The organism is Paenibacillus dauci (genome assembly GCF_000971985.1).
In the GTDB taxonomy this organism is placed as follows: Bacteria; Bacillota; Bacilli; order Paenibacillales; family Paenibacillaceae; genus Saccharibacillus; species Saccharibacillus dauci.
The window spans coordinates 815515-827912 of sequence record NZ_LAQQ01000001.1; the positions used below are offsets into that span (position 1 = coordinate 815515).

General features: G+C 46.8%; 15 protein-coding genes. All 15 read right to left on the reverse strand.

Translation table 11 applies throughout. The annotated features are described in order from the left end of the window. Positions 1-281 precede the first annotated feature (281 nt). The 15 genes from WH46_RS10895 to der all read right to left on the reverse strand — a co-directional run bounded on the left by WH46_RS10895 (position 282) and on the right by der (position 12057). Positions 282-1082: a CheR family methyltransferase gene (locus tag WH46_RS10895; RefSeq protein ID WP_017814396.1), complete on the reverse strand. Its 801-nt coding sequence runs from the start codon at positions 1080-1082 to the stop codon at positions 282-284. 50 nt (positions 1083-1132) lie between these two features. Beyond that, positions 1133-1576 carry a nucleoside-diphosphate kinase gene (gene ndk, locus WH46_RS10900; protein WP_017814395.1) on the reverse strand — a complete coding sequence of 148 codons (444 nt, stop codon included), beginning with the start codon at positions 1574-1576 and terminating at the stop codon, positions 1133-1135. Positions 1577-1878: 302 nt separating this feature from the next. Further along, complete coding sequence (hepT, locus tag WH46_RS10905; protein ID WP_046226717.1) at positions 1879-2853, reverse strand: heptaprenyl diphosphate synthase component II; 975 nt, start codon at positions 2851-2853, stop codon at positions 1879-1881. Next, positions 2850-3713, reverse strand: a complete 864-nt coding sequence (locus WH46_RS10910; protein ID WP_017814393.1) for a menaquinone biosynthesis protein — start codon at positions 3711-3713, stop codon at positions 2850-2852. Before WH46_RS10910 ends, hepT begins: the two co-directional genes overlap by 4 nt. Continuing rightward, positions 3706-4380 (reverse strand): UbiX family flavin prenyltransferase, encoded by a 675-nt coding sequence (locus WH46_RS10915; protein WP_017814392.1) that lies wholly within the window; start codon positions 4378-4380, stop codon positions 3706-3708. The genes WH46_RS10910 and WH46_RS10915 overlap by 8 nt, the downstream gene beginning before the upstream one ends. After that, positions 4371-5246 (reverse strand): UbiA-like polyprenyltransferase, encoded by an 876-nt coding sequence (locus WH46_RS10920; protein ID WP_017814391.1) that lies wholly within the window; start codon positions 5244-5246, stop codon positions 4371-4373. The genes WH46_RS10915 and WH46_RS10920 overlap by 10 nt, the downstream gene beginning before the upstream one ends. 1 nt (position 5247) lies before the next feature. Next, positions 5248-5970, reverse strand: coding sequence for a demethylmenaquinone methyltransferase (locus WH46_RS10925; RefSeq protein ID WP_017814390.1), 723 nt, complete (start codon positions 5968-5970; stop codon positions 5248-5250). A gap of 38 nt (positions 5971-6008) precedes the next feature. Then, positions 6009-6860: a heptaprenyl diphosphate synthase component 1 gene (locus tag WH46_RS10930; protein ID WP_017814389.1), complete on the reverse strand. Its 852-nt coding sequence runs from the start codon at positions 6858-6860 to the stop codon at positions 6009-6011. Positions 6861-7105: 245 nt separating this feature from the next. Beyond that, positions 7106-7342, reverse strand: a complete 237-nt coding sequence (gene mtrB, locus WH46_RS10935; protein WP_017814388.1) for a trp RNA-binding attenuation protein MtrB — start codon at positions 7340-7342, stop codon at positions 7106-7108. A 111-nt stretch (positions 7343-7453) separates the two neighbouring features. Continuing rightward, a complete protein-coding gene (locus tag WH46_RS10940) occupies positions 7454-7726 on the reverse strand; it encodes an HU family DNA-binding protein (protein ID WP_017814387.1) in 273 nt (90 codons plus the stop codon). A gap of 209 nt (positions 7727-7935) precedes the next feature. Beyond that, positions 7936-8310 (reverse strand): 2Fe-2S iron-sulfur cluster-binding protein, encoded by a 375-nt coding sequence (locus WH46_RS10945; RefSeq protein WP_017814386.1) that lies wholly within the window; start codon positions 8308-8310, stop codon positions 7936-7938. A 39-nt stretch (positions 8311-8349) separates the two neighbouring features. Then, on the reverse strand, positions 8350-8973 hold the full coding sequence (locus WH46_RS10950; protein ID WP_017814385.1) for a hypothetical protein: 624 nt from the start codon (positions 8971-8973) through the stop codon (positions 8350-8352). An 89-nt stretch (positions 8974-9062) separates the two neighbouring features. Next, positions 9063-10106: an NAD(P)H-dependent glycerol-3-phosphate dehydrogenase gene (locus tag WH46_RS10955; RefSeq protein ID WP_017814384.1), complete on the reverse strand. Its 1044-nt coding sequence runs from the start codon at positions 10104-10106 to the stop codon at positions 9063-9065. Further along, positions 10099-10722 (reverse strand): glycerol-3-phosphate 1-O-acyltransferase PlsY, encoded by a 624-nt coding sequence (plsY, locus tag WH46_RS10960; protein ID WP_017814383.1) that lies wholly within the window; start codon positions 10720-10722, stop codon positions 10099-10101. The genes WH46_RS10955 and plsY overlap by 8 nt, the downstream gene beginning before the upstream one ends. A gap of 12 nt (positions 10723-10734) precedes the next feature. After that, complete coding sequence (der, locus tag WH46_RS10965; RefSeq protein WP_017814382.1) at positions 10735-12057, reverse strand: ribosome biogenesis GTPase Der; 1323 nt, start codon at positions 12055-12057, stop codon at positions 10735-10737. Between the last annotated feature and the right edge of the window lie 341 nt (positions 12058-12398).

Here is a 12398-nt window from a genome sequence, read left to right on the forward strand (position 1 = left end):
CCATGTGGATATAACAAAAACACGCCGTCTGCTGCCGGAGCAGAACAGACTGCGTGTCTATGATTATTGTATCTATCCAATCTTGCCGTTCAGGAGGACCACTCCTAATCCTGTCCCCTGATTTGTTGCTTGTATCTATTATCTTGAAATTGTAAGTAAGTCACCGTTTTGATACTGCTTGTCTGACCGGACAAATCTATGAAGATCGGTCCGGCTTACTACGACTGTTCCGTATCAATTCCCCCATGCAACTACTTTTCGTTCTTGATCTACAGCTGCGATCAGCCGTTTTTGTGATAGAAGAACGTCTCAGATGAATCAAAGCCGTATTGTGCCGGAGAGAAAATCTGCTCCGTACTGCCTACAAACAATACGCCACCCGGACGCAGACTGGCTGCAAACTTGTGGTACAGCATACTTTTGGCTTCTTCAGTAAAATAAATCATGACATTACGGCATACAATCAGGTCATATCCGGTTTCAAACGTATCTGTCAACAGATTGCCTTTGCGGAATTGTACCGCCTTTTTGAGATTGTCATTTACAGCAAACATATGACCATTCGGTGTAAAATGACGTTTAGCAACATCGGTCGGTACATCTTTGAGGGAGCGCTCCAGATAAAGTCCTTTTTTGGCTTTTTCCAGTGCACCATCATCAATATCCGTAGCATGCAAAGTTGTTGAGGACAGAATATTTTTATCGGCCAAAATCGTAGCGATTGTATAAGGCTCTTCCCCTGTAGAGCAGGCAGCGCTCCATACTTTCAGGTTTTTCCCACTCTTCTGCAGCTGCGGCAAAATGCTATCGCGCAGTACTTCCCAGCGGTTCGGGTTACGCCAGAATTCGGACACGTTAATGGTCATCCGATCAAGGAACTCATAAAACAATGATTTATCCTTGAGCATAGCCTCAAAGAATGCAGAGAATGTGGTAAAACCGTTTTTGGAACGCAGTGTTGTCAATCTGCGCTTCATTTGAGCTTCTTTATACTGTGCTAGGTCAATGCCCGTACTATCTTTCACTTTTTTGATGAAACCTGTATAGTCCGAGTCTGGTTGAACGGCATCATTTGTAAGCATGGCATCACGTCCTTAAGTTCATAATGAGTGTAGTCCATGCGGGGGTATGTTTAGAGCCAGACGGAAATATTTTTCTCGTAAACGCTTAATTCGTCTGGAGTAAAAAAGTTCGCGATCTCTCGTTCTGCACTTTCAGGCGCATCGGAGCCATGAATCAGATTGAAAGGAGTGTGGGCAGCGAAATCCCCACGGATTGTACCAGGCAATGCTTCGGTAACTTTGGTCTTGCCCATCAGTGTACGGGATAATGTGATGACATCGTCACCTTCCCATACCATGGCAAACACCGGTCCCGAAGTAATGAAGTCAATGAGTTCTCCGTAGAACACTTTACCTTCATGTTCGGCATAATGCCGTTTGGCCTGTTCTTCCGTCGGAATAAGAAACTTGCCTCCGATCAATTTGAATCCTTTGTCTTCGAAGCGGCTGATAATACGTCCCATTAACCCCCGCTGTACTCCATCAGGTTTAATCATCAAAAATGTGCGTTCCATTGATTCACTCTCCTGTTATCTACAAAGTGATCTGCTATCGGAGCAATTTCAAGATGCCCACTTGTGTATTCTAACAGAAAGTGTGAATTACAGAAAGAAACACCATCATATACGTTTCCGACATTTTTTGATAAAATATGCCCTTTTTAGAGTACATTACTCGTTATGCGCCTGATTTCCGACAAGCAACCAGCCTTTGATGCGGTTAGCGGAAAGCCATTCACATACTTCGTAACTTATATATCGACCGGAGGGGGCTTCTCTGTTAGTTCTTGTCGAGAAATGTTTTGAAATTATCGTTATTAATGGGAACGCTTAGCAACAAAATGAGCAATTTCTTGCAAATGTTTCTGTGTTTTACCGGACGGAAGCTGCTGCAGAGCATCCATCGCCTTTTGAATATAACGATCTGCGAGGGCTTCTGCCTGCTCGATTCCCTGACTGCCGCGTACCATTTGTACGGCCTGTTTTACATCGGTTTCTCCATTGGCTTGATGAATCCGGTTAATCTCGGCAAGCAGTGGCTCCCGAAGAGAAGCCTGCTGCAAGGCATACAGTACCGGCAACGTAATATTGCCTTGACGCAGATCGCTGCCCGGAGGTTTACCAATTTGCTTTTCTGTACCGCATAGATCCAGCACATCATCACGAATCTGAAAAGCCATGCCTACATTGTAGCCGTAACGATACAGCTGGCGTGTCACTTCACGCGGTGCGTCGGCAGCCAATCCACCCAGCTGGCAGCTGATTGCGATCAACAATGCCGTTTTGCGGCGAATCCGCAGCAGATAGCGGCGTATGGTCTGATCCGTATTAAAGAAGTCCCGGATCTGTTCCATCTCACCGATCGACATCTGTACCATTGCTTTGGCAAGTACGCGATGAATTTCCGGATTTTCCAGCCTGGCGACAATAACGAGCGCTTTGGCATAAATATAGTCACCGGTATACATGGCAATTCGGTTATCCCATTTGGACTTTACTGTCAGTTGTCCGCGGCGGGTCTCTGCATCGTCAATAACATCATCATGTACCAGGGAAGCCATATGAATCAGCTCAAGCGGCACTGCTACATTGCTGAGACGTTCCAAATCGTAATTACCGTATTTACCTGCAAGCAGCACAAAAGCGGGACGAAGCCGCTTTCCTCCCGCTTTCAACAGATGAAGTGAAGTTTCGTTAAGCAGCGCGTGCTCGGTATCAATGCTGCGGCTGAGCTCACGTTCGATTACGTTCATATCTTTTTTTAGTGTCCCGAAAATGTCCAGTAGTTTCATTCGTTCACCCGTGTCATCATATTGTCAGTCCATAGTTCCATATTTACTTTATGATCCAGCAGACCCAGCTCATGGGCATATTGAAAATACAGAGCAAGCCCCTGCTGTTCCTTTTCTCCAAAATCATACCATAATTGCCGGAAATAATGCTCCCAGTATTCATGACTGCCGCCCATTTTCTGGCGCGCTTCATGAATTACCGGATTCAGATCAGCCACACTGCGCTGCTTACTGGCCCGCAGCTGCTCACCAATTTCGGTTACAAGGTCCGGATATACAGCTGCAAACTGCTTATTTACGGCCCATACCGCAAAGGTCATGCTAAGACCTGTCCACTGCTTCCATTCCAGACCCAGATCGGTAACGATATAGCCTGTGTCACGCTGCGATGCCGCAATCGCATGATCGCCGATTAGCAGAGCTGCATCACAATGTTCCATCATCCGGTCTAATTCAGGATCCATAGATACATATTCCGGTTTGTGTCCATATCGTTTGTCCAGGATGATTTTGAGCAGATTAACAGAAGTAGCAGAAGTATTTGTCAGCGCGATCGTTCCACTTCCCAGCTCCGCTAACGGCTTTCTGGAAAACAGAAGAATCGATCCGACCGCATTCTTGGCACTCACCGACAAATCGGGCAGCAGCCAGAAATCGTCAGAACGTGTTCCATACGCAAAAGCAGATACCGGAGTAACAAATAATCGATCTTCCAGCAGTCCACGATTCAGATTAGCTGGAAGATCGCTGTGTATAACCGCCGGTACAGACAACTGTGCCGGATCAAAGTTCTGATAAATAGGCCAATCATTCGTATACTCAATTTTACCGATTTTGATCGGCAATTCAAATTCACTCACTGTTATTCCCCCATCGTTCAAATAAATGATGCTCAATATCCAGAATATCGAGCACTTTGCCAACTACAAAGTCGACAGCATCTTCCAGTGTCTGAGGGCGATAATAAAAAGCCGGCATCGCCGGAATGATACTGACTCCCATACGAGCCAGCTTAAGCATATTTTCCAGGTGAATCGCATGCAAAGGTGTTTCTCTTGGAACTATAACCAGTTTCCGTTCTTCTTTAATCATCACATCTGCTGCACGGGTCATTAGATTGGCGGAAGTGCCTCCTGCAATATTCGCCAGGGTCCCCATAGAGCAGGGAATAATGATCATGGCTTTCACCCGAAATGAACCACTTGCAATTGATGCTCCAATATCCGAAAAAGAATGATACACCAGCTTGCCCGGCAGGGAACCGAAATGCCCACTAAGCATTTCTTCCCTGCCGGAAGCAGTCCAGTCCAGTTCTTCTTTGAGCACTCTCCACCCGGCATTGGAAATCACCAGGTGGACACTGTAGCCCATCGATAACAGTATTTCAGTCAGACGAACACCATATACGGAACCACTGGCTCCGGTAATGCCAATCACATAACGCTTGCCGGCATGATCAGGATGATAGCCGGCAGGGAACGAAGCGACAGACTCGGACGGTGTATGTTCCGGACGGTTTACCACCATTGCTTAACCGCCAGATCTACCAGGGTAAAGACGAACATAATAATACTGAGCGCTCCATTCATTGTGAAGAAAGCAGTCTGCAGACGACTCAGATCTTTTGGTGTAACAATGTAATGCTCATAGAACAAAATGGCACAGGCGATAATGACACCAGCGATGTACCACCAGCCCAAATCGGTAATAAACAGTAGACTGATCAGTCCCGCAGCTGTAATTACATGGAATCCCTGGGCAATTTTCAGAGCACGCGGAATACCAAAGCGGCTTGGAATCGAATGCAGGCCTTCCTTGCGGTCAAACTCCGCATCATCACAGGCATAGATCACATCAAATCCGGCTGTCCAGAATGTAATTGCAATATAGAATACAATAGCTGCCCAGTCGATTCGGCCAGCGACTGCTACCCATCCGCCCAGCGGCGCAAGCGCAATCGTCATTCCGAGTACAACATGGCATAGCCAGGTAAATCGTTTGGTAAAGGAATAAATAATCAGCATAAATAGCGCAATCGGCAGCAGCTTGAATGCCAGCGGCGATAGCTGTGTAACCGCCCAGAAAAAGACAACAAGCGAAATCACAATAAAGATAACTACCTCACCGGAACGAAGCAGTCCGGCAGGAATCGCCCGCATCATCGTGCGTGGATTTTTACCATCAAATGTACGGTCAATCAGACGGTTCAATCCCATCGCTGCACTGCGTGCACCAACCATGGCAACCAGAATCCATACGATCTGCTCCCAGGTCGGCAGATGACCATAGACTACATAAGATCCCAACATCGCACCCATAAAGGCAAACGGCAGGGCAAACAAAGTATGCTCAATTTTAATCATTTCCAAAAATATCTTAATCTTTTTAAACATCCTACTTCTCCTTGATCCCAATATGAAGTGCTGCAATTCCACCGGTCAGCGGATAAGCCTGTACCTGCTGCAGTCCAATACTACGGAATACACCAGCCAGCTCCTCACGTCCAGGGAAAGCTTTGAGCGAATCCGGCAGCCATTTGTATTGTTCATAACGCTTGGCGACCAGCTTGCCCATCAGCGGCAGCAAATTCTGAAAATAAAAATAATACACGCCTTTAAATGGCTGCCAGGTCGGCTTGGATAATTCCAGACATACCACCATACCACCAGGCTTAACGACCCGTTTCATTTCTTTGAGTGTCTTCTCCAGATCCGGCACATTACGCAGTCCGAATCCAATCGTCACATAGTCAAAAGAATTGTCTGCAAATGGTAGATCCATGGCATTGCCCTGGGTAAGCGTAATATTGTCGCTCCATCCATCACGGTCAATTTTCTTCTGACCGACCTGCAGCATATTCGGGCTAAAGTCCAGTCCGCATACCTGACCGGTACCGCTGGCTTCTGCCAGACTGAGTGTCCAGTCACATGTACCACAGCATACGTCAAGAGCCGTATCGCCAGGTTGAACATTCATTTTTTTCATGGTGAATTTACGCCATGTCTTGTGCATGCGGAAGCTCAGCACATCATTCATCATATCGTACTGGGGCGCAATCGATTCAAAAACCGACTGGACAAATTGTTCCTTCGGCTTGGCACTTTCCGGTTTGTTCATAGTCATACCACCTCTTCTGAATTACTTGAATTATGCGGTTAGCGCAGAGTGGCATATACTTCCATCAATGGAGAAATATCCGCACGTAGACGCTCATAGCCCGGCTGCTGCAGACGCGATTCAATGACTGACAGCGATTGTTCCAGCAGTTGGCTGATCTGTCCTGCTGTCTCATACTGCTCATACCACTGCTGCCAGCGCGGACTTTCTACCGGCTCTGTCATCATCGCTGTCTGATCCTGTGGTTCTGCTTGCTCTAGTGCATAATACAGACTGTAATGTCCAAATGGACGCTGCTGCAGGGAAGCCTGTTTCAGCTGCAGATCTTCGGCCAGTACTTCACAGCGGCTGAATGCATACAACATTTCTTCCCAGAGCTCTGCGCGGTCTGCCGGAAGATAGGCTGTAAATGAAAGAAACAGCTGCATCTTCAGCTGTGTAATTGCCTCGATATATTGTTCGGAAGTAAGTGTCGTTTTTTGAACTTGCTGATACAAATTCATTTTGAGACGGTTATTCTCGCAGATGGCTTCACTGAGCCTGGATACCATCTGAATCTCGCCTGCTTTGGCCAGCAGCTCGTAAAAGCGGCTACTAAAATAATCGCCTGCCAGTACATTCAGCTGACGGGAACGCATCTTGGACTCCTCCTGGTGCAGTGGAGAGGTATCAATCCGGTCATGTGTATCCAGCGCCATCTGTACCAATCCTGTAACAAGGGAAAATAAGCGCCCTCTCTCCGTTTCCTGCTCCGTATCTACAGCTTCATTTAGAAAAGCCAGCAACAGACGGGCTCTGGTATCCGGAAATTCGGGAATAGCGGTATGCTCTTGAATCATATCGTAGTCTGTATATTTTTGGGATGTTTCCAATAAGCGATACGGTTTCATCTCAGCCTCCATGCCTTTGTGGGCAAGTCTATATTTTCACAAACTATAATGTTTTAGATTTAAACATTTCAGTTCATTATAACATATGTTTTTTCGACAAGACAGGGCAAGTGAACATTTGTAAGTTGACCATTATCCGGCTCGCAAAACAATAAAATACTGGCTCCCTTTATTAAGTCCAGCTTAATAAGTAGGGAAGCCAGTATGGATGCTGCAGACTGCAAATGTATGAGATTGCAATCATATCAATCTTCCGTTTTAACGGTACCGTGTTTGGTGTGTACTTCAGCGTCGCCCCTGATTTTGATTGCCGACGTATTCTCGGTAAACTGTACAATCAGCAGCTCGCCTTTGTCCAGCTTCTCTGTATGATGAAAACGAGTATCCCGGCCGCGTGTCAGACCGATGACCTGTACTCCATTTTCTTTGGCTTTGATAACTACATAATCACCGTTAACAATTCCGTCTTTGGATGGTTCCATTTTGGCCTCCTTCTGCTTCTGGCAGTTGTCCGATCAAGTAGTCAGACAGATGCGGAAAGGACCGTGAACATGAAGATCACGGTCCTTTCCTGAACATGGAATATGTACAGCTTATTTAATTCCATCTTTCAGTGCTTTACCTGGCTTGAAAGCCGGGATTTTGCTAGCTGGGATTTCCATTTGCTCCCCAGTTTGCGGATTACGTCCCATACGTGCGGAACGCTCACGAACTTCGAAGTTACCAAATCCAACCAGTTGGACTTTATCGCCACTTTGCAGGGCGCTGGAGATTGCTTCGAAAACAGCGTCAACTGCTTTTGTTGCATCTTTCTTCTGCAGTTCTGTTTTTTCAACAACCTGTGCGATCAGATCAGTTTTGTTCATGTGTATTCACCTCCTAATGCAAATATAAGCTTTCCACTTGCTACTTTGGTTTTCGAATAAACGAAAATATAGGTAAACGCCGCGGAATTTTCGGAATATGGACTGTGCCAGCTATCGCCGGGACACAGAACACACCTATAGTAATACAGCTATCCTTTAATTTCAAGCGTTTTGCACTTTTTTATCTGATATCGCTGATCTGCCAAGCATTACCAGTCACTTAAATCGTCATTTTGCTGCTCCATCTGTTTGCGGATCGCTGCTTTGAGACGATCCTCGGGAACATGGACAACAGAATCACCGATAACCCGGGCCTGACAGCCAAGACGAATATGCTCTTGCAATGAAAGTCCCAGCTTACGTGTCTCGGCCGCTCCTGGTGCAGAAAGAGCAGGTTCTCCCAAAGGCTGTTCTTCCGGTCGTACCACAACCTTGCACATTAGACAGGCTGCTCTGCCATCACAGCGTACCGGAAGATGCACCCCCGCCCGTCTGGCAGCAGCCAGAAGCGTTGTTCCTTCCGGTACCTGCACCGATTTGCCTGCAGGCCTAAAATCTACACGGCATTGCTGTTTTCCGGACAAGAGGATTCCTCCTTTGGGTTATTGATGTTAATTGTCTGTTTAATTATCGATCCCGGTCAGTTTATAAATACGCTGAATCATCTGTGGATGAAAACCATTGGCAGCAATAATTTGTTTGACCAGTTCGCGATGATGCTCGGGCTCGGCCGCCATATGTTCTGCAATCCGCTCATAACGATCCCTGCGGTCCCTCAGCAGGTTAAATATCAACTCATGTGCCAACGGCATAAGAGCCAGTGAACAGCCGTTCAGCGCTACTACAGGAGCATGATTATACAGATTTCTATCAATATGTACCCGGTAATAGGATTCACGTGCACGAACTTCAAAATCTCCGACCAATTCCACTTTGTAATCTCCGGCCTGATAATGACTCAGGATAGAGCGATACATTCTGGTTTCGTTCTGTTCCGGTCCGTCCAGTACAACAGCATGAGCCTGCAGCTGTTTATGCAGCAGATTCACTGCGTCTCCATCTGCATACAGATCGATATCCCGTGGCGCTTCCTCAAGCGGGATTCCCTGCAACAGCAGACCGCAGCTTCCGCCCAGCAGCCAATGTGTATGCTCCCCCTCATGTTCTGGAGCGAGCCAACTGGCCAGATCGATCAGTGACTGCTTGAGCTGCGGATGTGATTGCACATATTGTTCAGGATTATACATTTACAAATATGCCCCCTCTGCATTCAAACCTGTACAAAAAGAACGATAGGATTCTCCTTCGTTCTCTGTACGTTTGACTCCAAATCCAATCAGGAATGCCACTGCTGCCAGATTTCCAGCTTCATGGACTCCATCTCGTTTTTGGGATCTCTTCCCATCAAAGCTTCTACAGCTTCGCGCGGGTCGCTATTTTTAAACAAAACACGATATAGCTGCTCGGCAATCGGCATCTGCACATCATATTTACGAGACATGTCATGCGCCGCCTGTGTCGTACGTATGCCTTCCACAACCATATTCATGGAATTCATCACTTCATCCAGCGATTTCCCCTGACCTAGCATATAGCCTGCTCTCCAGTTACGGCTATGACGACTGGTACCGGTAACCATAAGATCTCCGATTCCTGCAAGTCCGGCAAAGGTCAGTGGATTGGCTCCCATTTCACTTCCGACCCGGACCATCTCGGCAATCCCCCGTGTAAGCAGCGCCGCTTTGGCATTATCACCATACCCCAGTCCATCGGACATTCCTGCGCCAAGCGCAATAATGTTCTTGAGTGCACCAGCCAGTTCTACACCAATCATATCCAGATTCGTATAGACTCTAAAATATTCCTCGTTCATAAACAGCGTCTGTGCCGCAGCCGCAGCTCTCTCATTACGGGAAGCCACTACCACGGTTGTTGGCATACGCTTTACAACCTCTTCGGCATGGCTTGGACCCGAGAGCACGACAATATTTGATTCTTTGGCACCCAGTTCCTCACTGATTACGGTAGACATCCGTTTGAGTGATTCGGTTTCGAACCCTTTGGTTGCATGAACACAGAGCATATCTTCATGATAATATGGTTTGAGCTGACGGCAGACTTCACGCATCGCCTTGGAAGGAGCTACGATAATGACTGCCTGGGTATCCTGCATAGCTTCCGCAAGACTGGATGTTGCCGTTATATTCGCTGGCAGCATAGCTTCCGGCAGATATTTGCGATTGGTATGGTGTTCATTGATCTCACTGGCCTGCTCATCACTGCGTGTCCACAAGGATACGCGGAATCCATTGTCCGCCAGAACACAGGCGAGTGCTGTTCCCCAGCTTCCTGCTACCAGAACCGTTACCTTATCAGACAACTTCGCTTCCTCCCTTGCCCGCTTTTGCTCCGATTTTGTTTTCTGTACCTTTAAAAATACGAGAAAGATTCGCCCGATGACGCCAAACAGCCAGCGCCCAGATAATCACACTTACCGTTACAATAGGGGCAGAATACCCCAGGAACAGCAGAATCACCGGAGTCAGTGTAACAAAAATCAGAGAGCCCAGCGATACATAGCGTGTAAGCACGATTGCCAGAATCGCAAACACACCAGCAGAGAGTGAAGGCAGCAGACAAAGTGTAGCCAATACACCGATCGTAGTAGCAATTCCTTTGCCTCCGCGGAAACGGAAATAGATTGGCCAGTTATGACCCAGAATTGCTGCTATTCCGCATAATGCCGGAACCCAATACGTCGGAGAAGAAGACAGCCATACGCCTAGCCAGACTGCTCCTACACCTTTGAGTGCATCCAGCAGTAGCACGGTAATGGCCGGACCTTTCCCGAGTACACGAAGTGTGTTCGTTGCTCCGGCATTACCGCTGCCATGATCACGAATATCGATTCCTTTCATGCCTTTGGCAATCAGCACACTAAAACTAATGGAACCGAGAAGATAACTCACTATGATGGCTAAAACCGATACAATCACAAGCTTCTCTCCTTAATCGTCCGATGATTTGCGACGTGTAAAGATACGGATCGGCGTTCCTACGAAATCAAAAGCGGCACGGATTTTATTTTCCAAATAACGTTCATAGGAAAAGTGCATCATTTCCGGCTCATTTACAAATACGATAATCGTAGGTGGTTTCACCGCTACCTGGGTAACATAGTTAATCCGTAGACGCTTACCTTTATCTGTCGGTGGCGGATTGATTGCAATCGCATCCGAAATAACATCATTCAGCAAATGCGTAGGGATACGCAGGGAATGCTGCTCGGCTACCTGCTGCACCACAGGCAGAAGTTTGTGAATACGCTGTTTGGTCAGTGCCGACAGGAATACAACCGGCGCATATTGCATAAACAGGAAGTGATCACGGATGTTATTCTCAAAGTGCTGCATGGTTTTGTCATCTTTTTCGACAACATCCCATTTGTTGACTACAATAATACCTGCTTTACCCGCTTCATGGGCATAGCCGGCTACGTGTTTATCCTGGTCAATAATGCCTTCTTCACCGTTAATAACAAGCAATACCACGTCCGCACGTTCAATTGCTTTCATGGCACGCATAACGCTGTATTTCTCGGTATTTTCATAGACTTTACCACGTTTACGCATACCTGCAGTGTCAATCAATACGTAACGCTGTCCATCACGTTCAAACGGAGTATCGATAGCATCACGTGTTGTACCCGCTACATCGCTGACAATAACACGCTCTTCGCCAAGAATCGCATTAACCAGTGAGGATTTACCTACATTTGGACGGCCGATCAGAGCTACGCGAATAACATCTTCGCCATACTGATCGTCTTCCAGATCCGGCAGATTCTCGACGATCGCATCCATCAGATCTCCCATACCGCTACCATGGCTACCAGAGATACCAATCGGATCTCCAAAGCCAACATTGTAAAATTCATAAATATCGTCCATACGATTCATGTTATCCACTTTGTTGACAGCTACGATAACCGGCTTGCGGGAGCGGTACAGAATCTGTGCCACTTCTTCATCAGACTGGGTCAGGCCACTTTTAACGTCACACATAAATACGATCACATCGGCTTCAGCGATAGCGAGCTCTGCCTGCATCCGGATCGATTTGAGCATCATATCTTCGCCATCCAGTTCAATACCACCGGTATCAATAACACTGAAAGGCTTGCCATTCCACTCTGAAGTTCCATATATCCGGTCACGGGTTACACCCGGTCGGTCTTCTACAATTGCCAACCGGTCACCGATCATCCGGTTAAATACCGTTGACTTGCCCACATTTGGGCGTCCAACGATTGCTACTACGGGTCTTGCCATAGGTTTTTGCCTCCTGTTCTATCTTTCCGTTAATCATCATAGCAAAAAACGATTGCCTTGGCTAACATTATGACGAATTTAACGTTAATAAAAAGAAATAATCGGCGAACCCATTACGGATTCGCCGATTATCTGGTGCGCTTAGCCGATAAATCCTCCGCAATCATCTGGTGGACTGTACGGGTTAAGCCCTGGAATGTATATGCTGGTAAAGTGAATATTGCAGTGTGATTTCTTGCTTGCAAGCAATACCGTCTGTTCTAACTTTTAGCTATGAATTCTCTTACTTAGCAGAAGGAAACTTTCATTTTCTACTGCTTTAAGAGAGGAGTGGATTGAAG